Source organism: Kitasatospora sp. NPDC048722 (assembly GCF_040650235.1).
GTDB lineage: Bacteria > Actinomycetota > Actinomycetes > Streptomycetales > Streptomycetaceae > Kitasatospora.
On the sequence record NZ_JBEZGX010000027.1, the window covers coordinates 33,897 to 58,799 of the forward strand.

At 73.4% G+C, this 24,903-nt stretch carries 22 protein-coding genes; 12 read left to right on the forward strand and 10 right to left on the reverse strand.

The window, feature by feature from the left end; genetic code table 11:
• The first annotated feature begins 22 nt into the window (after positions 1-22).
• Genes AB0C76_RS20785 through AB0C76_RS20795 form a run of 3 tightly spaced genes read left to right on the forward strand, consistent with a single transcriptional unit; the run spans position 23 to position 6,073 of the window.
• Positions 23-3,139 (forward strand): helicase-related protein, encoded by a 3,117-nt coding sequence (locus tag AB0C76_RS20785; RefSeq protein ID WP_359967254.1) that lies wholly within the window; start codon positions 23-25, stop codon positions 3,137-3,139.
• Positions 3,136-4,974 (forward strand): DUF1998 domain-containing protein, encoded by a 1,839-nt coding sequence (locus tag AB0C76_RS20790; RefSeq protein ID WP_359967256.1) that lies wholly within the window; start codon positions 3,136-3,138, stop codon positions 4,972-4,974. The genes AB0C76_RS20785 and AB0C76_RS20790 overlap by 4 nt, the downstream gene beginning before the upstream one ends.
• Positions 4,975-4,984: 10 nt before the next feature.
• Positions 4,985-6,073 carry a DNA helicase gene (locus AB0C76_RS20795; protein WP_359967259.1) on the forward strand — a complete coding sequence of 363 codons (1,089 nt, stop codon included), beginning with the start codon at positions 4,985-4,987 and terminating at the stop codon, positions 6,071-6,073.
• Positions 6,074-6,081: 8 nt separating this feature from the next.
• On the opposite strand, the gene AB0C76_RS20800 is transcribed toward AB0C76_RS20795, so the two are convergent.
• On the reverse strand, positions 6,082-7,041 hold the full coding sequence (locus AB0C76_RS20800) for a pirin family protein (protein WP_359967262.1): 960 nt from the start codon (positions 7,039-7,041) through the stop codon (positions 6,082-6,084).
• 93 nt (positions 7,042-7,134) lie between these two features.
• Entirely contained in the window at positions 7,135-7,818 is a 684-nt protein-coding gene (rpe, locus tag AB0C76_RS20805) for a ribulose-phosphate 3-epimerase (protein ID WP_359967265.1), read from the reverse strand.
• Positions 7,819-8,027: 209 nt separating this feature from the next.
• On the opposite strand from rpe, the gene AB0C76_RS20810 reads away from it, so the two are divergent.
• The gene (locus AB0C76_RS20810; protein ID WP_359967268.1) at positions 8,028-8,882 is read left to right on the forward strand and encodes a hypothetical protein; all 855 of its coding nucleotides are present in this window, start codon (positions 8,028-8,030) and stop codon (positions 8,880-8,882) included.
• Here the strand turns inward: AB0C76_RS20810 and AB0C76_RS20815 are convergent.
• From AB0C76_RS20815 to AB0C76_RS20830, 4 genes are all read right to left on the reverse strand, one after another.
• Positions 8,872-9,591 (reverse strand): C39 family peptidase, encoded by a 720-nt coding sequence (locus AB0C76_RS20815; RefSeq protein ID WP_359967271.1) that lies wholly within the window; start codon positions 9,589-9,591, stop codon positions 8,872-8,874. The two genes, AB0C76_RS20810 and AB0C76_RS20815, sit on opposite strands and share 11 nt — an antisense overlap.
• A 138-nt stretch (positions 9,592-9,729) precedes the next feature.
• On the reverse strand, positions 9,730-10,716 hold the full coding sequence (locus tag AB0C76_RS20820) for an aldo/keto reductase (protein WP_359967274.1): 987 nt from the start codon (positions 10,714-10,716) through the stop codon (positions 9,730-9,732).
• A 100-nt stretch (positions 10,717-10,816) separates the two neighbouring features.
• Positions 10,817-11,635 (reverse strand): ABC transporter permease, encoded by an 819-nt coding sequence (locus AB0C76_RS20825; RefSeq protein ID WP_359967277.1) that lies wholly within the window; start codon positions 11,633-11,635, stop codon positions 10,817-10,819.
• Complete coding sequence (locus tag AB0C76_RS20830) at positions 11,635-12,576, reverse strand: ATP-binding cassette domain-containing protein (RefSeq protein ID WP_359967446.1); 942 nt, start codon at positions 12,574-12,576, stop codon at positions 11,635-11,637. The genes AB0C76_RS20825 and AB0C76_RS20830 overlap by 1 nt, the downstream gene beginning before the upstream one ends.
• 278 nt (positions 12,577-12,854) lie before the next feature.
• Here AB0C76_RS20830 and AB0C76_RS20835 point away from each other — a divergent pair, with 278 nt between their 5' ends.
• From AB0C76_RS20835 to AB0C76_RS20850, 4 genes are all read left to right on the forward strand, one after another.
• On the forward strand, positions 12,855-13,523 hold the full coding sequence (locus tag AB0C76_RS20835) for a TetR/AcrR family transcriptional regulator C-terminal domain-containing protein (RefSeq protein WP_359967449.1): 669 nt from the start codon (positions 12,855-12,857) through the stop codon (positions 13,521-13,523).
• 197 nt (positions 13,524-13,720) lie between these two features.
• Positions 13,721-15,235 carry a glycosyl hydrolase family 18 protein gene (locus AB0C76_RS20840; protein ID WP_359967280.1) on the forward strand — a complete coding sequence of 505 codons (1,515 nt, stop codon included), beginning with the start codon at positions 13,721-13,723 and terminating at the stop codon, positions 15,233-15,235.
• A 176-nt stretch (positions 15,236-15,411) separates the two neighbouring features.
• Positions 15,412-16,557, forward strand: coding sequence for a serine hydrolase domain-containing protein (locus AB0C76_RS20845; RefSeq protein WP_359967283.1), 1,146 nt, complete (start codon positions 15,412-15,414; stop codon positions 16,555-16,557).
• Positions 16,554-17,111 (forward strand): hypothetical protein, encoded by a 558-nt coding sequence (locus AB0C76_RS20850; RefSeq protein WP_359967286.1) that lies wholly within the window; start codon positions 16,554-16,556, stop codon positions 17,109-17,111. The genes AB0C76_RS20845 and AB0C76_RS20850 overlap by 4 nt, the downstream gene beginning before the upstream one ends.
• A gap of 69 nt (positions 17,112-17,180) precedes the next feature.
• On the opposite strand, the gene AB0C76_RS20855 is transcribed toward AB0C76_RS20850, so the two are convergent.
• Positions 17,181-18,563: an alpha/beta fold hydrolase gene (locus AB0C76_RS20855; protein WP_359967289.1), complete on the reverse strand. Its 1,383-nt coding sequence runs from the start codon at positions 18,561-18,563 to the stop codon at positions 17,181-17,183.
• Positions 18,564-18,884: 321 nt separating this feature from the next.
• On the opposite strand from AB0C76_RS20855, the gene AB0C76_RS20860 reads away from it, so the two are divergent.
• Positions 18,885-19,877, forward strand: a complete 993-nt coding sequence (locus AB0C76_RS20860; protein WP_359967292.1) for a winged helix-turn-helix domain-containing protein — start codon at positions 18,885-18,887, stop codon at positions 19,875-19,877.
• A gap of 27 nt (positions 19,878-19,904) precedes the next feature.
• Here AB0C76_RS20860 and AB0C76_RS20865 read toward each other — a convergent pair whose 3' ends face one another.
• Positions 19,905-20,714: an alpha/beta hydrolase gene (locus AB0C76_RS20865; protein WP_359967295.1), complete on the reverse strand. Its 810-nt coding sequence runs from the start codon at positions 20,712-20,714 to the stop codon at positions 19,905-19,907.
• A 264-nt stretch (positions 20,715-20,978) separates the two neighbouring features.
• On the opposite strand from AB0C76_RS20865, the gene AB0C76_RS20870 reads away from it, so the two are divergent.
• On the forward strand, positions 20,979-21,734 hold the full coding sequence (locus AB0C76_RS20870) for a hypothetical protein (RefSeq protein ID WP_359967298.1): 756 nt from the start codon (positions 20,979-20,981) through the stop codon (positions 21,732-21,734).
• A gap of 60 nt (positions 21,735-21,794) precedes the next feature.
• On the opposite strand, the gene AB0C76_RS20875 is transcribed toward AB0C76_RS20870, so the two are convergent.
• Entirely contained in the window at positions 21,795-22,391 is a 597-nt protein-coding gene (locus AB0C76_RS20875; protein ID WP_359967301.1) for a DUF2867 domain-containing protein, read from the reverse strand.
• Between the two features lie 133 nt (positions 22,392-22,524).
• Here AB0C76_RS20875 and AB0C76_RS20880 point away from each other — a divergent pair, with 133 nt between their 5' ends.
• Positions 22,525-23,082, forward strand: a complete 558-nt coding sequence (locus AB0C76_RS20880) for a TetR/AcrR family transcriptional regulator (RefSeq protein WP_359967304.1) — start codon at positions 22,525-22,527, stop codon at positions 23,080-23,082.
• A gap of 6 nt (positions 23,083-23,088) precedes the next feature.
• On the opposite strand, the gene AB0C76_RS20885 is transcribed toward AB0C76_RS20880, so the two are convergent.
• On the reverse strand, positions 23,089-23,745 hold the full coding sequence (locus AB0C76_RS20885) for a DUF6215 domain-containing protein (protein ID WP_359967307.1): 657 nt from the start codon (positions 23,743-23,745) through the stop codon (positions 23,089-23,091).
• A 221-nt stretch (positions 23,746-23,966) separates the two neighbouring features.
• Between AB0C76_RS20885 and AB0C76_RS20890 the strand changes: the two genes are divergently transcribed.
• On the forward strand, positions 23,967-24,866 hold the full coding sequence (locus tag AB0C76_RS20890) for a GNAT family N-acetyltransferase (protein WP_359967310.1): 900 nt from the start codon (positions 23,967-23,969) through the stop codon (positions 24,864-24,866).
• The last annotated feature ends 37 nt before the right edge of the window (positions 24,867-24,903 follow it).

Here is a 24,903-nt window from a genome sequence, read left to right on the forward strand (position 1 = left end):
CCGAACCCGAGAACGGACGACAGTGGAACCCAGAGACGAACTCGTCGACTACCTCCGGCGCCAGCTCGTCGGCCCCGCCCACGGGGCGGAGGAGATGATCGACACGCCGCCCGACCGTCAGTACCTGATGGGGACGCTCTACGCCCAGGATGCCGACCTCCAGCAGCGGCTGACCGTCTCGGCCGAGGAACTGGACGGCCCCGGAACAGAGTCGGTCGCGAACGACACGAACCCCTCATCCGATCCCGTCCCCGAATCCAACTCGTGGCTGCCGTCCTCCCTCGGGTTCAGCTTCTACACCGACGCCGCGACCGTCGAGGTGCACTGTTCCGGGGCCAGGTACGCCACGCTGCAGGGAGAACACAGCCGGCAGTGGAGGCGGATGCCGTTGGAGGACGAATCACACGTCATCGAACCGGACCAGGAGCAAGTCACCGTTCTCGACGGCCGGGCCGAGATCCGTGTCCGGCGACGTGGTTTCGGCCTCGGACACCTGATCACCATCGCCCTGGTCAACACGGCGCGCACCGAGCAGGCCCTTGGCCGCACCGCGCAGTGGGACCGCATGCTGTTCCAGGTGGGGCTCGCCGCGCGACCGGTGGACGGCTCGGTCCTCCAGTACCCAAGCGTGCGGCTGGCCAGCCGGGACCCGGAGGAACAGGAGCTACGGCTCCAGTACCGGCACGTCCGCACCCACGCCGTCGGCCACGGCTGCGCGGTCGAGGAGGAGTCGGACGGGAGCGGACGGATCACGGTACTGCGGGCAGCCGTCATGCCGGAGGCCGAGGTGCCGGCCACGCGCGCGGCCGGACCGACCGAAGCACCGGTGCTGAGCCTCCTGCACCTCGCGGATCCCGACCTTCCCCTGACCGAACTCCGCTCCGGGCTGGACCAGTTCACCGCCGACTACCGCTCGTGGTACGAGGTGCAACGCCGGACGGACATCCCCGCCTGGGGCCGCGCAGCCGCCGACCGCATCCTGGAACGCATCAGCTCGGCAGTCCGCCGGATGGAGGCCGGCGTCCGGACGCTCTGTGATCCGTCCCGCCCCGAGCTGCTCCAGGCGTTCCGCACCGCCAACCGCGCCATGGCCCTCCAGATGCGCCACATCCGCGCCGACCAGGCCGGGGAGCGCCGTGGCCGGCACGATCCCGTGCTGGTCGACCCCGAACCGGACGCCGAATCGCGCTGGCGCCCGTTCCAGCTCGCCTTCTTCCTGCTCGCGCTCGACGGAACCGTCGATCCCGGCCATCCCGACCGCGCAGTGACCGACCTGATCTGGTTCCCCACGGGTGGGGGCAAGACTGAGGCGTACCTCCTCCTCGCCTCCTTCGCCATGCTGCTGCGCCGCGGCACATCGGATGGCGGCGGAACCGCCGTCCTGAGCCGCTACACCCTCAGCCTCCTCACCACGCAGCAGTTCCAGCGCGCCGCCACCACGCTGTGCGCTCTGGAAATCCTGCGCCGTGCGGACCCGGGCACGCTCGGCGGCGAGCCGTTCTCGATCGGACTCTGGGTGGGCGAGGCGACGTCGCCCAATTCCTACCAGGCGGCGCGTGACCTCTTCGACGAGGTCCGCGCCGCGGCCCGCCCGGAGGACGTGTTCATCCTGGACCGGTGCCCGTGGTGCGGCACCCGCATCCTCCCGGCCCACAAGTCACCCGACGCGGGCGACTACGGGGTACGCACCGCGGCGGACTCCTTCGCCTTCTTCTGCCCCCGCGAGGAATGCGCCTTCCACGACGAACTGCCGGTCGCCGTGGTGGACCAGCAGCTGTACGACCGCCCGCCGACCTTCGTTCTCGGTACCGTCGACAAGTTCGCCCGGCTCGCCTGGGAACCGCGCGCCGGCCGGCTCTTCGGGGCCGGCACCGGCAACCTCCCGCCGTCGCTCGTCATCCAGGACGAGTTGCACCTGCTCACCGGGCCGCTCGGTACCACGGTCGGCCTCTACGAGGCGGCAGTGCTCGGCCTGTGCACCGCCGCCGACGGGACGGGCCCCAAGGTGGTGGCCTCCACCGCCACCATCCGCCGCTCCGGCCCACAGGTTCGCGCCCTGTACGGGGGCGACGTACAGCTCTTCCCGCCGGCCGGCCTGGACGCCCGCCACTCGTACTTCGCCGAGCCCGACACGTCACGACCCGGCCGTCGTTACGTCGGCGTGATGGCCCAGGGCCACACCGCCGGTCGTGCGGCCGTGACCACCGCCGCCGCCATACTCCAGGGCGCCTGGGAGCTTCCGGAGGAACACCGGGACGACTACTGGACCCTCGTCGCCTACCACCACAGCCTCCGCGAACTGGGCCGGACGGTCACCGCGGCGGCGGACGACATCCCGGCTCAACTCGCCGGGCTCGACGGCGGCCGCGGCATCCGCGAGTTGACCGACCGCCAAGTGCAGGAGCTGACCAGCAACTTGCCACGGGCCGAGCAGCCCGTCCTGCTCGACCGGCTGGAGCGGCCGTGGGACGACCCGCAGGCAGTGTCCTTCATGCCGTGCACGAACATGCTGTCGGTGGGTGTGGACGTGAAGCGGCTCGCGCTGATGCTCATGCAGGGGCAGCCCAAGACGACCGCCGAATACATCCAGGCCACCAGCCGGGTGGGCCGCCACACCGTGCCCGGCCTCGTCGTCGCGTTCTTCAACGCGACGCGGCCCCGCGACCGCTCGCACTACGAGACCTTCGGCACCTACCACCGCTCGCTGTACCGGCACGTCGAACCGACCAGCGTGACTCCGTGGTCGGTGCCCTCGCGGCGCCGTGCGCTGCACGCCGCGCTGGTCATCCTGGTACGGCACCGACTCGGTCTGTCCGAGGAGAACCAGGCCGGCCACCTCACGGACGTGCTGCCGGCCGCCGAGGCACTCACCGAGGAGTTGCTGACGCGGGCAGCCGCCAGCGATCCGCATGCCGCCGACGGCATCCGGGCCGAACTCGCCCAGTTGCTCACCGACTGGGAGAACGCAGCTCTTGAGGCGCGCGCGGCCGGCAAGGAACTCCACTACCGCAGCCAGGGCAAGGGCCAGTTGAACCTGTTGAAGGGCTTCGAGCAGCACGGCGGCCTCTGGGAGACCCCGAACTCGATGCGCAACGTCGACCGTGAGTGCCAGGTGACAGTGAAGGGAAGCGAGCAGTGAGCCGACGACTGAGGGTCCGTCAGGCACAGACCGTACTTCCGTTCGGGGTCGGCGCCATCCTGGACATCCAGGGCGAGTCGTTCGTCGCCACCGGCATCGGGGACTGGCCTCGGCACCGGCAACCCGTCGAGTCTCCGCGGCTCGCCGCCAAGCTCGGCGTGACCGGCTTCTTCGCCGCCCCGGCCGCGGCGGACGACCGCTACGACCGGCAGGACGCGGCGGGCGCGCCCTACATTCGCTTCCCGACCTGGCTGTTCTGCGGGTCGTGCCGACGCATGGTGCGCTGGCGCATCGCCAACGAGAAGCATGGCGTCCCACCACGCTGTCCCTCGTGTTCGCCGGTGCGGCAGCTCACACCGATGCGTTTCGTGCAGATCTGCGCCGCGGGTCATCTGGGAGACGTCGACTGGTGGTTCTGGGCCCACTCACGGCTCGACGCCGCCAGGCGTCAGGCCTGCGCCTCCCGCGAGCAGCTGCGGTTCCGGGTCTCCGAGCGGGCGGCCGGTCTGGAGGCGCTCTCGGTCGAGTGCCGGGCGAAGGATTGTGGCGCTTCCCGGGACCTCCTGGACGTCCTCGGCACCCACGGCCTGCGCTGTTCGGGGCGCAACCCGTGGCAGCGGATCGGCGAGGCCACCTCCTGCGTGAAGCCCGTGCAGATCGTGCAGCGCACGGCAGGCAACCTCTACTACCCCGTCACGCACTCAGCCCTCGACATTCCGGAGGGCGACACCTCGGCTGTGACCGACCAGGACCTCACCGCCAAGGTGCTGGCGAACGATCTGTGGATCCCGCTGTGCCGGGCTTCCGAGGGGTCGAAGGCCGGAGTATTCCGCGAGATGATCAAGGATGACACCGGCGCCGACGACGCATTCCTGGACGCCCTCCTGGCAGAGGAGATGGGCACCGCCCCACCTCTGTCCGGTGCAGGTTCCGGCACCTCTGCGCGCCCAGACCTCAGCCGGGAGGAATGGGCCGCGTTCACTTCTTCGGCGCGCCCTGCCAGCCGCGACTTCACGATCCGCGACACCACCCTCGGCCTCGCCCACGAGACGGGCGCGCCCTGGGCCGAACTCCACCAGCGGATCGGGCGAGTCGTGCTCGCGGACCGGTTGCGCGAGGTCCGCGCCCTCTCCGGATTCAGCCGGGTGTCACCGGATGCGGCCTTCGTACCCGCCGACACCGCGCGACGGCTCAAATGGCTGCCTGCCGTCGAGGTCTTCGGTGAAGGCGTCTTCCTCACCCTCGACAAGACCTGCCTCACGGAGTGGGAGCAGACCGAAGAGGTCCGCCGACGAGTCGCCGGGATGAGTGCGGACCTGGACAGATCCTTCCGCAAGGACCAGCTGGCCGGACTGACCGGAACCGACTTGTCACCCCGCTTCGTGCTCCTGCACACGCTCGCCCACCTGCTCGTCCGCCAGCTAGCCTTCGAGTCCGGGTACACGACGGCAAGCCTGCGTGAACGCGTGTACGCACGGCCCGAGCACGACCAGCACGGGATCCTCATCTACACCGGAGCAGGCGACGCCGAGGGCACCCTCGGCGGGCTCGTCCAGCAAGGGGAGGCACCGCACCTCGCCGAGACCCTGCTACGTATGATCGAGGCCGCCGCCTGGTGCTCCGCGGACCCGTTGTGCGCCGAACACACCGGCCAGGGCTTCGGCAACCTCAACCGAGCTGCCTGCCACGCCTGTTCCCTGCTCCCGGAGACCAGCTGCGAGAGCGGCAACACCCTCCTCGACCGAGCGCTCCTCGTCGGGGGCGAACAGGTTCCCGGCTACTTCGAATCCGTCGTCTCCGCCGCACGCACCACCGCGGCCGCCGCACTGGAGTAAGCGCCCTGCCATGACACTCACCTATCTCGATCTCAGCCCTGCCCAGCGGGCCTCGCTGGACACCCTGCCGTTCGAGGGCAACCATCTGGTAAGCGGCCCGCCCGGCAGCGGAAAGAGCCTGCTCGCAGCCCAGCGCGCCCTCATACTCGCACTCACCGGCACACCGACCGTGCTCCTCACCCGTTCCAACTTGCTGCGCCAAACACTCGCCCCGGTCGTTTCCGCTCTCGGCGCCGAGGAGCACGGTGTCCGCGTTGCCACGGTCCACGCCTGGCTCACCCACTGGTTCGGCGGCAACGCACCACGGACCGACGACGGCTGGTTCGACTGGGCCAGCTTCTATGAGCGTGCCGCCGTCACCGACCACAGGCCCGCTCCCGCCCTCGTCATCGACGAGGGGCAGGACCTCCCGATCGGGTTCTACCGGCTCTGCCGCGTTCTCGGCAGCCGTACAACGGTGTACGCCGACGAGTGCCAGCGCCTCAACGCCGCCAACTCCACGATCTCCGAGATCTCCAGCAGCCTCGGCGGCTGCGCTCGCCACGAACTCGCAGGAAACCACCGCAACACCCGCCAGATCGCCGAGCTCGCCGCCCACTTCCACACCGGCACCACCGCACCGCCACTTCCCGACCGCCCCGGCCCGAGTTCCCGCCTGCACCGCCTCAGCCGTCCCGATGCCGTAGCCGATCTGCTCATCGCCCTCGCCACACGCCACCCGAGGCACAGCATCGGCGTCATCCTCGGCTCCACCCGGGCCCAGTCCGACCTGCTGACCCGACTGGAACGCAAAGCCCCCCGACTTCACCCCCAGCTCTACACCTCCCAGGCCTCCAAGGGTCGTTACCGCACGGTCGACCTCACCCGCCCAGGCATCGTCATCGTCAACCGCGCCAGCGCCAAGGGCCTCGGTTTCGATATCGTCGTCGTCCCCGACACCCACACCGACAACGCCACCGACCCCAGCTCCGCAGCACTGCGCATGACCTACTACGTGTTGGCAACCCGAGCCCGGCAGGAACTGCACTTCGGCTACGAAGGGAACGTCGAGCCGCCGGTACTCGCACCTGTGAGTCCGAACCTGCTGCTACGCGGTTGACGTTCTCCTCAGCATTCCCGCCCACGGGGCTTCAGCGGGGTGGCAGGCAGTTCCGGGGCCGGCAGGCGGTCGCCGGCGTAGCCCTGGACGGCGCCGAAGCGGGTGGTGGTCATCCAGTCGGCGCGGGCCCGGGCGATGTCCTCGGTGGAGCGCCCGATGAAGTTCCACCACATGACGATCTTCTCGTCGAACGGCTCGCCGCCCAGCAGCAGGACGGCGGCGTCGGTGCGGGCGAGCAGCGGGAGTTCGGCGCGGCCGCAGCCGAGGTAGAGCATCGAGCCGGGTTCGACGCGGACGCCGTCGACGTCGACGCTGCCGGACACGGCGAGGACGGCGTACTCGAAGTCCGGGACCAACGGCAGCCCGAGGTCCGCGCCGGCGGTGAGGGCGAGGTCGGCGCCGACGAGCGGGGTGTAGGTGGTACCGGGCGAGGTGGCGGTGTCCAGGGTGCCGAGGATGACGGTGGCGTCCAGGCCCGGGGCCCTGACGACCGGCAGGTCGGGGTGGTGCTCGAAGGCCGGGGCGGTGTGCCGGTGGGCGTCGGGGAGGGCCACCCACAGCTGCGCGCCGTGCAGGTAGCGGGCGTGCGGGCGGGGGGACTCCTCGGAGTGGGAGATGGCCCGGCCGGAGGTCATCAGGCCCAGCTCGTACGGGCGGACGGTCTGCAGGCTGCCGAGGCTGTCGCGGTGCAGCACCTCGCCCTGGTGGAGCCAGCTGACCGTCTGCAGACCCATGTGCGGGTGGGGCGGCACCTGCATGCCGGGCTCGTCGGCGATGTCGTCGGGGCCGTAGTGGTCGACGAAGCACCAGGCGCCGACCATCCGGCGGCCCAGGTTGGGGAGCAGGCGCCGCACCACGGTGCTTTCGCCGAGGGGGACCCGGCGCCCGGTGAGGAGTTCCTTCACCGGGCCGCCGCTGGCCTCCCGGCCGCAGGTGGTCGGGTCGGGCTTGAGGTCGAGGTTGCTCATGTGCGGGTCCACCACCGTGGGGTCGGGCCGATGAGAGACGTTCGTCAGTGATCGTCCCTCAGCGCGCCGGGGACCCGCGCCCGCGACGCGGACTCAGTGCGCGCACGCCCACCAGGCGTCGGTGGTGGCGGCGGACGCCAGGTCGCGCAACTTGCGGACGGCCTCGGCCGGGTCCTGCGCGCCGTAGACGGCCGAGCCGGCCACGAAGACGTCCGCGCCGGCCTCGGCGCAGCGCTCGATGGTGCTCGCGGAGACGCCGCCGTCGACCTGGAGCCACAGTTCCAGGCCGTGCTTGGCGATCAGCTCCCGGGTGCGGCGGATCTTCGGCAGCATGATGTCCAGGAAGGCCTGGCCGCCGAAGCCGGGCTCGACGGTCATGATCAGCAGCATGTCGAGCTCGGGCAGCAGGTCCTCGTAGGGCTCGATCGGGGTGGCGGGCTTGAGGGCCATCGAGGCGCGGGCGCCCTTGGCGCGGATCTCGCGGGCGAGGCGGACGGGCGCGGCGGCGGCCTCGGCGTGGAAGGTGACCGAGCCGGCGCCGGCCTCGACGTACTGCGGGGCCCAGCGGTCCGGGTCCTCGATCATGAGGTGGCAGTCGAGCGGGATGTCGGTTGCGCGCGCGAGCGACTCGACGACGGGGACGCCCAGGGTGAGGTTGGGCACGAAGTGGTTGTCCATGACGTCGACGTGCAGCCAGTCCGAGCCCCGGACGGCCTCGGCCTCCTCGCCGAGACGGGCGAAGTCCGCGGACAGGATGCTGGGGTTGATCTGCGCCATTACCAATACCTTCACACGAGGGCTCGGGCGCCACCGTGAGCGGGCGCCCCACCCCATCATCTCCCGCGCCGGCACCGGCCCGCGCAGCTCGTGGCCGCCCGCGTGACCGTCATCACACCCGGGGCGGGGTTACCGCGGCCGCCGCCGTGGTCATCAGCACTGGGGCGACGCCCCGACCCGCCCCACCCCCGTTCAAGGAGGGTCTCTCCATGGCCGATCTCGTCCACCCCGCCCGTTCTCTCTGGTGGCTCTTCGAACCGGTGCACTCCCTCACGTACTTCTCGCCGGAGGGCCGGGCGGCCTTCGAGGCGGCCGGACTGCGGGGCGGGTGGCGCGGCTACTTCGCCAGCCGGTCGGCACCGCTGGGCGCGGTGGACGCGCCGCCCGTGATCGCCGCGTTCTTCAGCTTCGCGCCGGCGGTCGTCGAGCGCGCGGTGCCCGAGGTGTGGACGCACGCCAGCCCGGAGAAGGCCCTGGCCGCCCGGGCCGAGGGGTCGTCCGCGGCGCTGGCCCGGGTGCTGGAGCACGTCGACCCGGCCCAGGTCGAGCTGGCCGCCGACGCCTTGGAGCGGGCGGCGGCACGGCTGGACTGCGCCGGACGCGTCCTGGCCGCCGCGAACGCCGCGCTGCCCCGGCCGTCCGACCTCTACGGGCGACTGTGGCAGGCCGCGACCGTCATGCGCGAGCACCGCGGGGACGGCCACGTCGCCGCGCTGGTCACGGCCGGGCTGGACGGCTGCGAGGCGCTCGTCATCCGCTGCGCGCTGGACGTGCGGCGCGAGGACCTCCAGCCGCGGCGCGGGTGGACGGACGAGGAGTGGGAGGCCGCCGCGGAGCGGCTGGTCGAGCGGGGCTGGCTGACGGCGGAGGGCGCGGTCACCGAGCTCGGCCGGATCCGGCACCAGTCCCTGGAGGCCGCGACCGACCTGGCCGCCGCCCGGGTCTGGGAGGACTACCCGCGCAGCGAACTCGATCGGCTGGCAGCCGCGTTGAAGCCGATCTCGGCGCTGTGTCGCGGCGAACTGCCGGTCGACCTGCTCGGCCTGCCGAGCATCAGACCCTGACGCTCCCGGACTCACCGCGCGGGCCGGACTCACCGGACGAGCCGGACTCACCGCGCGGGCCGGACTCACCGCGCGGGCCGGACACGCCCGGCGGGCCGAGCACGATCCCCCGCCCGGCGAAGAAGCGTCCGAAGTCCCGCCACGGCACGTGCGCGAAGGACTGCGACCCGCCCGGGAACCCGGACGGGTTGTGGATCACCAGCGCCGTGCTCGTGGCGCCCACCGCGAGCACCAGGTGCCCGCCCCGGCGGACCGGGTCCGGTCCCTCCGGCTCGCGGATCGACGGGTGCACCGACAGCATCGGCAGCCTCCCGCCGGCCACCTCGGCCGCGATCTCCCCGGGCGCCAATTCCCGCGCCTCGGCGGCCAGTCCCCACCGTTCCCGGACGTGGGTGGCGAACGGTACGTGGATCAGCCCACGCAGGCCGTCGTCCTCCCGGACGTACGCGCCCGCCGCCTCGCACTCCCGGGCGAGCACGAGCGCCGGCGGCGCGAGGCCCCACCAGAAGTCGAGTGCCATCCGCAGGCAGGCCACCCCGCACAGGCGCCACGACCACCACTCGTACTCCTCCGGCGTGGCCGCCCCGGACTGCCCCCACCGCGGATCGTCGGCGGCGTCCAGCGCCCCGCCGACGATCTCCCGCACGAGCTCCGCCGACTCCCACTGCGCGTAGTACGGCACATCGTGCACGACCGCCTCGTCACCCATCCCCCGACGCTCTCACGCCCCGCCGCCCCACGCGACCGAGCAGCCCGCCCCCGGGCCCCGCCCCCGGGCCCCGCCCCAGCCGGAACAAGAACCGGCCGGAACGAGGCCCGGCCGGAACGAGGCCCGGGGGTGGCCGTCCTACCAGGCGTAGTCCTCCGGGGCCGGGCGGTGGCCCGGGAAGAGGTCGTCGAGGCGGTCGAGGGTCTTGCGGTCGAGCTCGACGTCCAGGGCCCGGATCGCCGAGTCGAGGTGCTCCGGGGTGCGCGGGCCGATGATCGGGGCGGTGACGGCGGGGCGGCCGAGGAGCCAGGCGAGGGCGAGCTCCGCGGGGTCGACGCCGAGTTCGTCGGCGAGGTCCTCGTAGGCCTGGATGCGGTCGCGGTGGGTGGCCAGGAGGTCGTCGGCGTGCGCGAGCGCGGCCCGTACGCGGGTGCCCTCGCGTTCCTTGCGCAGCGCCCCGCCGAGCAGCCCGCTGCGCAGCGGGGACCACGGCAGGAGGCCGAGGCCGTAGTGCTGGAGGGCCGGCACGACCTCCAGTTCGACGGTGCGGTCGAGCAGGTTGTAGAGGGACTGCTCGCTGACCAGGCCGAGGAAGTGGCGGCTGCGGGCGGCTTCCTGGGCCTGGGCGACGTGCCAGCCGGCGAAGTTGCTGGAGCCGACATAGATGATCTTGCCCTGGGCGACCAGGACCTCCATCGCCTGCCAGATCTCCTCCCAGGGCGTGTCCCGGTCGATGTGGTGCATCTGGTAGAGGTCGATGTGGTCGGTGTTCAGGCGCCGCAGGCTCGCCTCGACGGCCCGCCGGACGGCGAGCGCGGAGAGCTTGCCCTCGTTGGGCCAGTCCCCCATCGCGGCGTAGGCCTTGGTGGCGAGGACGGTCCGCTCCCGGCGCCCGCCGCCCCGGGCGAACCAGCGACCGATGATCTCCTCGGTGCGGCCCTTGAGGTTGCCCTCGGCGTCGCGGCCGTAGGCGTTGGCGGTGTCGAAGAAGTTGATGCCCCGGTCGTGGGCGGCGTCCATGATGCGGTGGGCGTCGGACTCCTCGGTGTGCGGGCCGAAGTTCATGGTGCCCAGGCAGAGGCGGGAGACGGTCAGGCCGGTGCGGCCGAGGTGGGTGTACTCCATGGCGTCCACCTTCGGCCGCACCGGCACGGGTGTCCAGCACCTTCACCGGACCGGCGGGTCAGCACCTACCCGTGTTCACGCCCTCGGAGCCCGCGTCGCCTCAGCGCCCGTGGGTGGCGAACTTCCGTACGGCGAGCGGCATGCAGAGCACGAGCAGGGCCGCGCTCCACACCAGCGTGGCGAGCACGGCGTGCTGCATCGGCCAGGCGTCGCCGGGCGCGGAGGGGTTGCCGAACAGGCTCCGGCTCGCCTCGACCACCGCGCTGATCGGGTTCCAGTCGGCGACGGCCCGCAGCCATCCCGGCATGCCGCCGGTCGGCACGTACGCGTTGGTGATCATCGCCAACGGGAAGACGGCGACCGAGAGTTGACCGGCTGCCTCCTCCTTGCCGACAGCGAGCCCGAGGCACGTCCCCACCCACGTCATGACGAAGCGGAAGAGCAGCAGCAGTCCGAACGCCCCCGCCGCGTCGGCGAATCCGTGCCGGACGCGCCAGCCCGCGGCCAGCCCGACGGCCGCCAGCAGCGCGAGCACGACGGTACTGACCAGCAGGTCGGCGAGGGTCTGGCCGAGCAGGAGCCCGGTGCGCGAGACGGGCATCGAGCGCAGCCGGTCGGTGACCCCGCGCCCGACGTCACGGGCGGCGCCGACCATGGTGGGCATGATGCCGTTGGTGGCGACCATGGCGAACAGGCCGGGCATCAGGAACTCCCGGTAGTCGCCCCCGCCCGGCACCTGCACGGCACTGCCGAAGACGTAGCCGAAGACCACCACCATGATCACCGGCACGCCCAGCGAGGCGGCCAACAAGCCCGGCGAGTGCCGGTAGTTGAGCAGGATGCGGAGCATCGACGTCCCGGTGTCGGCGACCAGCCGGGACGGTCCGGCGGCCACCGGACCCGCGTACGTGGCGGCCATCAGCCGACCCTCCTCAGGTCGGTGGTGCGGGTTTCGGTGAGCGCGAGGAACACGTCGTCCAGCGAGGGCGCCCGGACCGCGACGTCCTGCGCGACGACGCCCTGCCCGTCCAACTCCCGCACCAACGACGGGAGCAGGACGTCGACGCCCGGCGGTGTCACCACCGTGACCAGGCGCTCGGCGACGTCCACCTGCGCGTCCCCGCCGGACAGCCGGGACAGCAGGACGGCGGCGGAGCCCAGTTGGGACGCATCCGCGATGGTGACGGACACCCGGCTGCCGATCTTCGCCTTGAGCCGGGCCGGCGGGCCGGTGGCGATCGCGGCGCCGTGGTCGACGACGACGATCTCGTCGGCGAGCCGGTCGGCCTCCTCCAGGTACTGGGTGGTGAGCAGCACGGTGGTGCCGTCGTCGGCCAGCTCCTTGACGGTGTCCCAGATCTCCTGGCGGCTGCGCGGGTCGAGCCCCGTGGTGGGCTCGTCGAGGAAGAGCACCGGCGGACTGGTGACGAGGCTGGCGATCAGGTCGAGGCGCCGGCGCATGCCGCCGGAGTAGGTGCGGACGAGCCGGTCGCCGGCTTCGGCGAGGCCGAAACGGTCGAGCAGTTCGTCGGCCCGGGCGCGCGCCCGGCGGCCGCCGAGGTGGTGCAGCCGGCCGAACAGGTGCAGGTTGTCGCGCCCGGTGATGCCCTCGTCGACGGCGGCGTGCTGCCCGGCCAGGCCGATCGCGCGCCGGACGGCCTCGGACTCGCGGGCGACGTCGAACCCGGCGACCCGGGCGGTGCCGCGGTCGGGGGCGACGAGGGTGGCGAGGACGCGGACGGCGGTGGTCTTGCCGGCGCCGTTGGGGCCGAGGAGGCCGCAGACGGTGGCCGCGGGGACGGTGAGGTCGAGGCCGCGCAGGGCCTCGGTGGCGCCGAAGCGTTTCACGACGCCCGCCATCTCGATGGCGAGCCCGCGGCGGTCGGAGCGGTCGGACACGGCTGTCTCCATCCTTCTCTAGGTACAGCGTACGTAGAAGCACGTGCGGGCCCATCGTACTACGTACGCCGTACGTATCTAAGATGGATGGGCGAGGTGATCTTCCAGTGCCGTCCAGCAAGCGCCCCACCAGCCCAGACGAACCCGGGCAGCAGCCGACCGGGACCGAGAACGCGCCCCGGAACGCGGGCGGACCCGCGCCCGAATCCGCGACGCCGACGCCCCCCGACGCGCCCGAGCTGATCTGGCTGCGCCCCGAGCGCACCGGCCGGGGCCCCCGGCCCGCCCACAGCCGCGCGTCCATCGCCGCCGCCGCGATCGCCATCGCGGACGCCGAAGGCCTGGACGCCGTCTCGATGCGCCGCGTCGCCGCCGCCCTCGGCGCGGGCACGATGTCCCTCTACAACTACGTGCCGAAGAAGGAGCACCTCCTCGACCTGATGCTCGACGCCACCGCCGGCGAGTACGAGCTCCCGCCCGCGCCCGGCGGTGACTGCCGGACGGACCTGATCGCCCTCGCCCGGCAGCAGCTCGCGATCTTCCGCCGCCACCCGTGGCTGCCCGGCCTCGTCCTCGCCCGCCCCGGCATCGGCCCGAACGCACTGCGCTACACCGACCACTTCCTCGCCGTCACCGCCCCGACGGGCCTCGGCGGCGGTGCGCGGATGGAGGCGATGGCACTGTTCAACGGGTTCGTCTGCCAGTTCGCCCAGTACGAGCGGACGGCTGCGGCCGGGGCCAAGTGGCAGGCGGAGCTGGCCGGTTACCTCGCCCAGGCGGCGATGAGCGGCGAGTACCCGCACCTGGCCCAGGCCTTCACCGCTCCCGGCCCGCCCCCGGACCCGTCCACCGCCTTCGAGCGTTCACTGGACCGGGTGATCACCGCCATCCTGGCGCCGCCGCCGTAGCCGCCACGGCGACACCGGCCCCGGAGCCGCCCGCACGACCGGGTACGTCCGGGTCCATGGTGTCGGCGGCCCGTCAACCGGTTCGGCGGAAGTCCCTCGCTCCGCCCGGTTCCCCCATAGTCTGCACGGGTACGGTCACGCCCGGCGCCGGTGCGGGCATCGTCCGCGACGGCCGCCCCCCGGAGGGAGAACACGTCATGAGCGAGCTGGTGCACCCGTTCGACCCCGGTCTCGACGGACGGGCCGTCGGCGCGGCCGAGCGGACCTACGCGCGGAACGGCTTCGACCCGGCGACGGCGGACAGCCGGCTGTCCCACACCCCCTGCCGGGTGGCCAGGCCGGTGTTCAACTCCTACCGCCGCAACGGCGCCCAGACCGTGTCCGGGTTCCTGGACACCTCGTGGGCCTACGACGCCCGCCTGAACGAAGCCCCCGACGACCCGGACGGCCGTGGAGTCCAGGACGGCGGTCCGGGCGCCGACCTCACGCGGCTCGACGCCGCACCCGGCGCGTTCGACGAGATCGTCCTCGGCCTCGTCGGCCTCGTCGGCGACCAGGGCGGGCTGGCCGCCGCCACCGCCCAGGCAGCGCTGGACTTCGGGATCCCCGACGCCGAGCGCGGCGCGGTGGTCTTCGTCGACCCGTGGAGCGCGGTCGCCGCCTATCACGGGTACGGCTTCGGGGGCTGGGTCTCCAACGACTACCGGGACCTCTTCGACGAACGGAAGGCGCAGGGACTGCTGGGTGCCGCACGGCGCCTCAAGGACCGCGACCCGGCCCTCACCGTCGGCCTGCACGTCGGCGGCTGGGAGCTGAGCCAGGCGTTCCGTCACCTCGTGCCCGACCCCGCCGCGCGGAAGCGGTTCGCCCGGTCCGTGGTCGAACTCCTGGAACAGTTCCCCATGTTCTCCACGCTCCACCTCGACTGGCGCTGGCCCGGCCTCGGCAAGGAAGCCACCGACTACGCCGCGCTCGTCGGCGAGACCAGGTCGGCCCTGTCCGCGGCCGGCCTGCCCGCGACGATCGCCGTCGCGGTGCCCGCCGCCGTCGCCCAGCTCAAGGCGGTGAACGTCCCCGTCCTGGTCGAGGAGGGCGCCGAGCGCTTCGACGTGATGTCCTTCGACGCCTTCGGCAGCCCCTGGTCCCCCGGCCTCGGACACCACACGGCGCTGCACCACGACCCGGCGGGCCCCCTGGCGGACAGCATCGACGGAGCCGTCACGTACCTCGTCGACGAGGCCCGCGTGCAGTCCACCCGCATCCACCTCGGCTACGCCACCACCACGCGCAACGCCCGCCGGGCCCGGATCGACCGCGTCTCGCCCCTGAAGGGCCCGTACGACGCCGGCCCGGGCGAGGTCGTCGGGTCCTTCCGGCCCGGAGTGAGCCACTTCGCCGACGTGCTGCGCAACTTCCTGGACCTCGAACGCGGCCGGGGGCGCAACGGCTTCGAGCTGTACACGGACACCACCGCCGACGCCGACTTCCTCCACAGCCCCACCAGCGGCGTCTACGTCTCCCTCGACACCCCGCGCTCGGTCCACGCGAAGGCCGAGTACGCCCGCGCGCGCAACCTCGGCGGCCTGTTCGCCGAGCACGCCGAGGCCGACCCCGGCCTGCTCACCAACGCCGCCCACGAGGGGCTGGGGCACGTAGCGACCTCGACGGTCGTCGACATGAAACCGTTCTACGTCACCGGCCGCACCGCCTAGCGCCGCACGCCCAGCGCCGCACGCCTAGCGCCGCACGCCCAGCGCCGCACGCCCAGCGGCGCCCGCACCACCCACCGAGCCCCGTCCGCCCCACTCCCGACAAACCCGTCGCACCCGCACGCCGCCTCCCGTACGGTGGATCCGTAGACGATCTTGGCCGTACGACGAGGGGCACCATGCAGCAGTACGAGGGTTGGGCCGACGAGCGCTTCGGCCCCGTCGCGGACGAGTTCGCCCGCAACTTCGCCGAGTTCCCCGAGCTCGGCGCCGCCGTCACGGTCTACTCGGGCGGGCGCAAGGTCGTCGAGCTGTGGGGCGGCACCGCCGACGAGCGCACCGGCCGGGCCTGGACGCGGGACACGGTCGTCCCGGTCTTCTCCGTCGCCAAGGGTGCCGTGAGCATCGCCGCGCACCTCCTCGCGCAGCGCGGCCGGCTCGACCTCGACGCCCCGATCGCCCGCTACTGGCCGGAGTTCGCGCGGAAGGGCAAGCAGGACATCACCACCCGCATGGTCCTCGGCCACCGGGCCGGCCTGCCCGCGCTCGACGCCGTGCTCCCGTTCGAGGAGATCGCCGCGTGGGAGCCGGTCGTCCGGGCGATCGAGGAGCAGCCGCCGCTGTGGGAGCCGGGTACCGCGTACGAGTACCACGGCCACGTGCTCGGCTTCGCGGTCGGCGAGGTGATCCGCCGGATCACCGGCCTCACCCCGGGCGCCTTCCTGCGCGAGGAGATCGCCGGGCCGCTCGGCGGCCTGCCGGTCTGGATCGGCCTTCCGGAGGAGCAACTCCCGCACCTGGCGCGTCTGGTGGAGGCCGACGGCCGACGGCCGATGCCCGGTCCGGAGCACCTGCTCACCCGGATCGTGACGATGAACGGCGCCCTCGTCTTCCCCGGCCTCGACGCGCCGCACGGCTGGAACGACCCGGCCCTGCACGCGATCGAGCTCCCGGGCGCGGGCGCGGTCGCCTCCGCGACCGGCCTCGCGGCCCTGTACGCGGCGGCCGTCACCGGCCTCGAGGGCGGCGAGCGCCTGCTGTCGCGCGACACCGTGACCGACGCGGTACGCGAAGTCTCCTCCGGCGCGGGCTTCCTGGGCTTCGACATGGGCGCCCGCTGGGGCTCGGGCGTCCTCCTGGACTCCCCGGCGTTCCGCCCGCTGTACGGCCCGCGGAGCTTCGGCAACGACGGCGCCGGCGGCCAGTTCGCCTTCGGCGACGACGAGTTCGGCATCGGCTTCGCGTACGTGGCGAACCGGATGATCGGCCACGGCGACGCCCGCGCCACCCGGCTGATCCAGGCGGTCCGCGGGTGCCTGGCGTGACGGAGTTCCTCACCGGCCTCACCGAGCTGGCCGCCACCGGCGGCCTCGGCCCGCTGCGCTACGACGCCCCACTGCCCGAACTCGCCGCCCGCTACGGCGATCCGTACGACTGCGGGCGGATCCACAAGGACACGCGCTGGCCGCACGCCTTCGGCTGGGGCGACGCGTGGACGGTGTTCTGCAGCTGCCGCCGGCTGCGCTCGCTCTCGCTCCCGGCCTGGCACGGCGAGCTCGAACTCCCGCTGCCCAAGGGCGGGTTGCGCACCGTCGACACGTACGTCACGGAATCCGCGCTGGTCGCCGCGCTCACCGCGGCCGGCTGCAGGTGGGAGACGGTGACGTACGAGAACATCCCGGGCCAGCGCACCCTGGAGGTGGCGCCGGCCGAGGACATCAGGGTCGCGTTCGTCCTCGCGGAAGGCGAAGGCTCCGACCGCTCCGGCGAACCGCCCTCCGACGACTGGCTGTTGAACAAGGTCGGCCTGTGGGGCTACGACCACCCCGACTGCCCCGAGCCCGACCGCGCCACGCCCGACGACGGCTGGGGCGCGTAAGGCCACGACGGCCGGCCCGGACCGTTCCGCCCCCCGCGCGGAACGGTCCGGGATCCCCTGCCCCGCGGCTCAGCCGCCGAGCAGGAAGTCGTACACCGCCTGCCGCCCGATCTCGCTGGTCGCCCGGGTCTGGACCCCGTGCGCCGCCCCGGGGACGACGACGACGCGCGGGTCGTGCGCCATCGCCGCCTCCTGGTACGTCCAGGCGAGCGGCGTGGACAGGTCACGGTCACCGCCGAGCAGCAGCACCGGCACGTTCGGCAGCCGGTGGTGCTCCGACGGCGTCGCCGGCACCTCCTCCTGCGGCCAGTCCAGGCAGGTGAGCAGGGTGCCCGTCCCGGTCGCGGTGGCCGGGTCGAACGGCCAGGTCTCCTCGGGGGTGAGTTCGTCCCCCGCCTCGGCCAGTGCGGCCGCCCGCCCCTCGACCGGGGTGTCGGAGGTGCCCCACGGGAAGTGCCCGTCGGCGCACAGGGTGCTCGCGTGCAGGCCCTGGCTGAGGAACTCGGCGGGCGCCGCGTTGCCCTGGTGCGCGCCGTCGATGTAACGCTGGAGCCTTGCGGGCCGCCCGGCCGCGGCCTCGTGCAGCGCCTCCGGGACCCCGTGGTAGTCCGGGTCGACGAACTCGAAGCTGGTGATCGCGTCGAGCACGTCGGGCCCGTCGTGGTAGCGGCGGACCGTCTCCGCGAGGTCGGCGGCCGGGTCGGTGGTGCACCCGGTGGCCGCGCAGGCGGCGGTGAGCACCCGGGCGGTGGCCTTCAGCGGAACGGGGTCGAGCGGGTCGTAGCCCTGCTGCGGCACCACGGAGTCCAGCACCAGCCGGGCGACGTGCGCGGGGTGCGCCATCGCGTACCGCTCGGCGGTGAACGTGCCGTACGAGACACCGTCCAGCGTGAGGCGCCTGTCGCCGAGGGCGCGGCGCAGCTGGTCGATGTCGGCGACGGTGTCGGCGGTGCCGTAGAACCGCCGGTTCGGGCCGAGCGCGGCCGCGCAGTCGGTGACGGCCTTCGGGGTGGGCGGGGCGAGGTCGGAGGCGCCCATCTGCTCCTGGAGCTCCGGGCACTGGAGGGCGTTGCCGCCGGTGCCGCGCTGGTCGAACATCACCAGGCGGTAGTCCTTGAGCACCGGCGCCAGCCGGCCCGCGATGCGGTTGACCAGCGGGACGCCGGGCTGGCCGGGACCGCCGGTGAGGAACAGCAGATCGCCCTTGGGCGCGTCGGTGTTGCCGCCGACGGCGACCTGGAGGTCGAGGGTGCCCGGGGTGTCGCCGCCGTGGTCGAGCGGGACGGTGAGCGTGCCGCAGGTGAAGCCGGGGATGCCCGCGCAGGGCGCCTGCCCGGTGAGCCCGCCGCCCGCTCCACCCGCGGCGGCGACCGCCGGGGAGCCCAGCGTCGTCCCGGCGACCACCGCGACGGCGCCCAGCAGGGCGGCGACGCGGCCGCGCGTTCTCGTCATGTTCGTTCGTCCTTCCCCGTGCCGGATGGCCCGCGTGCCGGCTCGCGCCGCCAGTGGTCCGGGCGGTCCGCGCCGACGCGGTCGAGGAAGAGCTTGTGCCGCGGGGGCACCGCGGCGCGACTATTCCTGCAAGGATTCGAGCAGGTTCGAAACGTCGGCACCCGGGACGGGGCGCTGAGCGGTCCGATCCGGTCTGCTCCGGCCTGCTCCGGTTTGCTCCGATCCGGTCCGCTCCGATCCGATCCAGCCGGCAGGGTCCGCGCCGTCGCCGTCCGGGACCGCCCGGAGCCGGCGGAACCGTCCGACGGGGGAAGGACACCGATGATCACGCTCACCATCGACTCGACCGGCCTGGCCCGCTCGCGGTTCGTCGTCTCGCCGCTGCACGAGGCGGTCAACACGCTGATGTCGTCCGGGCTGACGTCCCGCACCGGCCCGTACTCCTGGGTGAGCCGCACCCGGCGGGTGCTGCGCCGGGAGCGGCTGGACCTGCTCGCCGGGCTGGCCCTGGACACGGACGGCGGCTACCTGCCCGACTTCCTGTCGCCGCACCCGAGCGGCCCGGCACCCGAGGTCGCGGAGCAGCTGGCGGCCGTCCGCGCCACGCCACCGGAGCGGGTCCTCGGCGAGCTGCTGACCGTCCGGTACGGCCGCCCGGAGGCCGGCCTGATGGGCCGTCCGCTGCCGGAGGTCGTCGAGCGGGCGATCGACCGCGGCGCGAAGTACTTCGCGCACCGGGCGGCGGACGAACTGGGCCGCTACTGGGAGCTCGCGATCGCGCCGTACTGGCCGGACGCCCGCGCGGTCATCGACGCCGAGATCGACCGGCGGGGCCGCTTCCTCGCCCGGTACGGCACCGGAGCCCTGATCAACTCCCTCGCGCCGCAGCTCTCCTGGGCGCAGGGGCGGATCGAGCTGGAGAGCCGGTTCACGGTGGCGCTGCCGGCCCGGATGGTACTGCTGATGCCGACGCTGGTGACCCGCGAGATCCACGTCATCCTGGATCCGATCGACGGCGTCCACCGCGCGCCGACGCTGATGTACCCGGTCGCGGACCGCCGGGTGGCCCGCCTGGAGCCCAGCCGGGCCCTGGCCCAACTGCTCGGCCCGACCCGGGCGGACCTGCTCACGGCCCTGGTCGGCCCGGCCACGACGGCGATGCTGGCGGACCGGCACCACCTGAGCGCGGGCACGGTCTCCTACCACCTGGGCGTGCTGCACCGGTCGGGACTGGTGAGCCGGGTGCGCAGCGGCCGGGAGGTGCTGTACCGGCGGACGCCGCGCGGCGAGGAGCTGGCGGGGGCACGCCCGTAGGACCTCACCCGTCCCGCAACAGGTGTGTCACAGCAGCGCCCGCGGAAGCACCACCCGCACCCACTCCTCCGGCTGCGACAGGTGCGGAGCGTGACCGGCGCCCTTGTACAGGTGGCGCTCCGCCTTCGACAGGGTGAGGTCGATCAGGTCCAGTACCTCTCCGAACATCGGCGCACTGTCGTCGCTCTGCGTGAGCAGCGCCGGGTCGCCGTAGCGGGCGAGGCCGGTGAGGTCGAGGTCCAGGGCGTCCGGGTCGCGCAGCTCGTCCAGGTAGGTGGGCGCGTTGCGGACGTAGGTGTGCCGCACGGGCGCCGGCAGCTGCGACCAGGCGCCGGGGCCGAAGGCGAGGGTGTCGACGTACAGCTCGGCCGCCGCGGCCGACTCGGCCTGCTCCAGCAGCTCGCGGACGGCGGCGATCCGGTCCGCGAAGGCCGTCCCGATCGGGCGCAGGTCCGGGTCGGCGAGCAGGATGCCGGTGCCGGGCGGCTCGTGGACGGCGATGCCGCGCAGGAGGTCGGGGCGGGCGGCGGCCAGCCGCAGGGTGACCAGCGCACCGTAGGAGTCCCCGGCGACGAACGCCGGGGCGAGGCCGAGGCCCTGGATCAGGCCGGCCAGGTCGGCCGCGTCCTCGTGCACCGAGCCCTGGGTGAGCAGGTCCTCGCTGCGGCTGTGGCCCCGGCGGTCGTAGGTGACGACGGTGGTCGACCCGACCAGGCCGGGGACGACGTGCGCCCACGTGTCGCCGTCGCTCCAGGAGCCGTGCACCAGGACGACGCCCGGCCCCTCGCCACGGGCCTCGTAGTGCAGCGAGATCCCGTTGACCCTGATCTCGGCCATCACGAGCCTCCCGGTTTCGGCGGTGCTCCCCCACCAGCCTGACACAACCGGTCTGCGGGGTCAGATCAGCGCTCCGGGGCCGCTGTCGTCACCCGGCGTGACGACGGACGTGGTGGCCGCGGCCGTCGCTCTGCGTGACGACGGGCGCTCCGCGGAACTCCCGCCGCCGCCGTCGGCACCGTCGGCGGCATGCGCTAGCTTGATCGACTGTCAGTCGGCCGACTGGCCACGCCCTGCACACGCGTATTCGGGGGAATACCTGCCATGCGTTCTCTGCGCACGTCCGTCGCCGCCGGCGTCCTCGTCCCGCTCGCCCTGCTCGCCGCAGCCTGCGGGCCCAACGACGACAAGTCCGGCGGCACCACCGCCACCACGGCGGCCACGTCCGCCTCCGCGGCGTCGACCACCGCCGCCACCGGCACCAAGGCACCGACCGCTGCCAAGGCCCTGACGCAGGACCAGCTCGTCAAGTCCCTGCTCACCACCGCCGACCTCAAGGCCGACGCTCAGCGCTCGTCCCTCGGCCCGACCCGGCCCGACCACCGGCTCACCGCCGGGAAGCCCGCCTGCCAGCCGCTGCTCGACCTCGTCGACAACGGCAGCGCGGCCACCCCGGCGCCGTCCGCCACCGGCGTGTACTACGGGCCCAACGGCCGCGAGTTCACCTTCGTCCAGCTCACCCAGCTCGGCGCCGGCCAGGCCGCGAAGGCGCTGACCGCCGCCGACAGCGCGGTCGCCGGGTGCGCGTCGTTCACCGCGACCGGCGCGGGCGGGGCCCCGGTGAAGGTCACCTTCGCCAAGGCCACCGCCCCGGCGGTCGGCGAGGCGACGCTCGCCCTCAACGCCACGTTCACCGCCGACGACTGCGCCAAGGTGCTCTGCGAGGCGCGCGGCTACGTCGTCACGCACACCGGGGACGTGCTGACCCTGGTCTCCGACTCCGCGCTCGCCGACCCCGGCCTGCCGGAGCAGGCGCTGGTCAAGAAGCAGCTCGACAAGGTGCAGGCCGCCGCCAAGTAGCGCGCGGACCGCGTGCTGCGCGGGAGGTCGCCCGGCCTGACTCCCTGCGCAGCACGCCCGCTACCGCCGCTGCCCCGCCGTCTCCTCCCACCTGCGCCCGATCGACCGCAGGAGCGCCGGGTACACCGCGACGTACCGGAACGGCTTGATGCCCAGCATGTACGCGGCGCCGAGCAGGCCGTTGGGCTTCACCAGCACGGCCATCTGCCCTCGGTACCCGCCCGTGCCGTCCGGGACCCAGCCGAGGTGCAGCACGGCGTGCACCGTCCGGTTCGCCAGTTCGGCCGCCCACTCGTCGGGCAGCAGGTAGACGGACCGGAACGGCAGCGAGTCCGAATCCGGCCCGCGCGGCGCCGCGAGCAGGTCCGCCGGCAGCCGGTCGCGCAGCGACGGCACCCGTGCGCCCACGCCACCATCCGCGTCGTCCAGGCGCAGCAGGCGCCCGAGCTGCGACCGGATCGCGAAGAGCGCGCGGTACACGAGCGAGGAGCCGGCCTTCCCGGGCCCCTCCCCGTCGGTGAACTGTCCCACCAGGTACGGGAGGTCGTCGGGTCCGCCCGGCGTGGGCAGCGCCCACACGTCCTCGACCCGGAAGTCCCGGGCGATCTCGTGGATCCGCCACGGGCGCGAGGTGTGCGCGGTACTGGGGAGTCTCACGTGCCGGCCCCTTGTCCGGGCGCCCGGTCCGGACGCCCTGTCTATACGATGCCGTATACAAGCAGGCTAGACCCGTTTATACGGCAACGTATAGACCGGGGTCGCAGGACGTCGCGCGAACGGAGACACCCCCGTGGCCAACCCCCGCACACCGCGCGAGGCGTGGATCGTCGAAGGCCTCCGGGCGCTCGCCGCGGGCGGGCCCGACGCCGTGCGCGTCGAGGTCCTCGCACAGTCACTGGGCGTCACCAAGGGCGGCTTCTACGGCTACTTCCGCAACCGGGACGCCCTCCTCGCCGAGATGCTCGACACCTGGGAGCACGCCGTCGCCGGCAACGTGATCGACGAGATCGAGCGCGGCGGCGGTGACGCCCGGGCCAAGCTCACCCGCCTCCACGCGATCGCCTCCGCCCCCGGCGACGCGCTGACCGACATCTCCACCGAACTCGCTGTCCGCGACTGGGCCCGTCGCGACCCGTCCGTCGCCGAGCGCCTCCGGCGCGTCGACAACCGGCGCATGGCCTACATGCGCACGCTGTACCGGGAGTTCTGCCCCGACGAGGGCGAGGTCGAGATGCGCTGCCTGATCAGCCTCTCCACCCGCATCGGCAACCACTTCGTCGCCGCCGACGACGGCCCGCGCAGTCGCGAGGAGGTTCTCGCCCTGACCCGCGCGTGGCTCCTGAGCTGAACGCCGCTACGGCTGCGCCGGTACCCACCCCTGGAGCGCGGGCAGCACCGCCTCGGCCACCCGCAGCACCGCCGCGTCGTCCACGGCCCCGTCGCCCTGCCGCCAGACCGCGACCTCGTACGAACCGGCCTCCGCCTGAGGGCCCTTGGCGACGACGAGGTGCCGCGCGATGCCGCCGGTGCCCGTGGTGGTGGTCCTGCCGTTGAAGACGATCGACGTCGTGTGGTCCGCGAACGCCACCGCCGGATGGCCGAGGACCACGCCGGGCGACGCCGTCGGGGCCAGGAGGTCGGTGAAGGTGCGCAGCGAGAGGTCGCCGTTGTCGGTGACGCGCACGACGTAGGAGTCCAACTGCACCTCGGCCGCCGGGTCGTGTCCCTTCCCGTCCTCGGCGGACGAACTCACGAAGCCCGCCGAGTTCGCACCCAGGGCGTGCTCGCCGGGCGCCCCGACCAGTACGGGCAGGTCCGGGCGGTTGAGCGCGGCGCACAGCGCCGGATACCCGGGTGCGTCCGTGTCCTTCGGCGGCGCGCACGCGGCGGGCTTGGCGGTCGGCACCGCGGTCTCCTCCCGCCCCTGCACGAACACCACCACCGCCACGACGGCCAGCGCCAACACGAGCGCCGCCCCCACCTGACCTGCCACACCCCTGCCATCGTTCACCGGCGGACCGTATCCCGACGAACGACCTCGGCGCAGGGGTTTTCGGACCGGGAACGGATCTCCGCCGGATCGCCGCCCCGTCGATTCCGCACGTTCCCGACCGATTCGGGCACGGCCCCACCGCGGAGCCTCCCCCTCTCGACGGACGAAATCCCGTTGCCGCCCGCCCCCGGCCCGGCTACCGTCACCCGGCCGCCGCCCCTCCCAGGAGCCGATCCACCGTGCCCGTCCGCATCACCGCCCTGATCGATCCCGCCACCGGCCCGTCCGCCCGCCGCCTCGCCTGGCTGGCATCGGACGCCGGGGACACACCCGTGGGCTCGGCCTTCCTGCGCCTCCCGGCCCGGGACGGTCAGCGCCACCTCGCCGAGCTCCAACTGCACGTCCACCCCGTGGAGCGCCGCCGGGGCACCGGCTCCGCGCTCCTCGACGCGGCCGTCACCGCGGCGCGCGCCGACAGCCGGCGCAGCGTCATCGCCCAGGCCGACGCCGACTCCCCGGGTGAGGCGTTCCTGCGCGCCCGCGGTTTCCGGCGCGCCCTGACCCTCACCTACGCGCGCCTGGCCCTCGCCGACACCGACGACGCCGCCCTCGCCGCGATCGTCGACCGCCCGCACCCCGGGTACCGGCTGACGTCCTGGGACGGCACGGTCCCTGACGGCCTCGCCGCCACGTTCGCCCGCTCCCGCCGCGCCATGGACGACATGCCGATGAACGGCGTCGACTTCGGCACGGTCGAGTGGGACGTGACACGGGTGCGCGAGGTCGCCGCGGCCGTAGCGGAGCGGGGAGAGCACCTCCACACCGTCGTCGCGGTCGACACGGCGGACGGCTCGGTCGCCGGGTTCACCGAACTCGTCGTCCCCACCGACGGCACCGGCGACGCGCAGCACTACGGCACCGGCATCCTGCCCGAACACCGGGGCCGCGGGCTGGCGTTGTGGATGAAGGCCGCGGCCGTCCGGCAGGTCCGCGAGCGCCACCCCGGCCTCACCGGCCTGCTCGCCGACACCGCCGACGCCAACCCGTCCATGCGTCGCGTCAACGACGCACTCGGCTACGCGCCGACGCACAGCGCCCACCTGTTCCGACTCGACCTCCGGGAACCGACGGACCGCTGACGCCCCGGGGCGGCCCGCCCCCTCTCCCCCGCGGCCA

What these genes read in the sequence shown, in the direction of transcription:
- AB0C76_RS20795 (WP_359967259.1), top strand. Translation starts at nt 4,985, where the DNA reads ATGACACTCACCTATCTCGATCTCAGCCCTGCCCAGCGGGCCTCGCTG.
- AB0C76_RS20800 (WP_359967262.1), bottom strand. Translation starts at nt 7,041, where the DNA reads ATGAGCAACCTCGACCTCAAGCCCGACCCGACCACCTGCGGCCGGGAG.
- rpe (WP_359967265.1), bottom strand. Translation starts at nt 7,818, where the DNA reads ATGGCGCAGATCAACCCCAGCATCCTGTCCGCGGACTTCGCCCGTCTC.
- AB0C76_RS20810 (WP_359967268.1), top strand. Translation starts at nt 8,028, where the DNA reads ATGGCCGATCTCGTCCACCCCGCCCGTTCTCTCTGGTGGCTCTTCGAA.
- AB0C76_RS20815 (WP_359967271.1), bottom strand. Translation starts at nt 9,591, where the DNA reads ATGGGTGACGAGGCGGTCGTGCACGATGTGCCGTACTACGCGCAGTGG.
- AB0C76_RS20820 (WP_359967274.1), bottom strand. Translation starts at nt 10,716, where the DNA reads ATGGAGTACACCCACCTCGGCCGCACCGGCCTGACCGTCTCCCGCCTC.
- AB0C76_RS20825 (WP_359967277.1), bottom strand. Translation starts at nt 11,635, where the DNA reads ATGGCCGCCACGTACGCGGGTCCGGTGGCCGCCGGACCGTCCCGGCTG.
- AB0C76_RS20830 (WP_359967446.1), bottom strand. Translation starts at nt 12,576, where the DNA reads ATGGCGGGCGTCGTGAAACGCTTCGGCGCCACCGAGGCCCTGCGCGGC.
- AB0C76_RS20840 (WP_359967280.1), top strand. Translation starts at nt 13,721, where the DNA reads ATGAGCGAGCTGGTGCACCCGTTCGACCCCGGTCTCGACGGACGGGCC.
- AB0C76_RS20845 (WP_359967283.1), top strand. Translation starts at nt 15,412, where the DNA reads ATGCAGCAGTACGAGGGTTGGGCCGACGAGCGCTTCGGCCCCGTCGCG.
- AB0C76_RS20855 (WP_359967289.1), bottom strand. Translation starts at nt 18,563, where the DNA reads ATGACGAGAACGCGCGGCCGCGTCGCCGCCCTGCTGGGCGCCGTCGCG.
- AB0C76_RS20860 (WP_359967292.1), top strand. Translation starts at nt 18,885, where the DNA reads ATGATCACGCTCACCATCGACTCGACCGGCCTGGCCCGCTCGCGGTTC.
- AB0C76_RS20865 (WP_359967295.1), bottom strand. Translation starts at nt 20,714, where the DNA reads ATGGCCGAGATCAGGGTCAACGGGATCTCGCTGCACTACGAGGCCCGT.
- AB0C76_RS20870 (WP_359967298.1), top strand. Translation starts at nt 20,979, where the DNA reads ATGCGTTCTCTGCGCACGTCCGTCGCCGCCGGCGTCCTCGTCCCGCTC.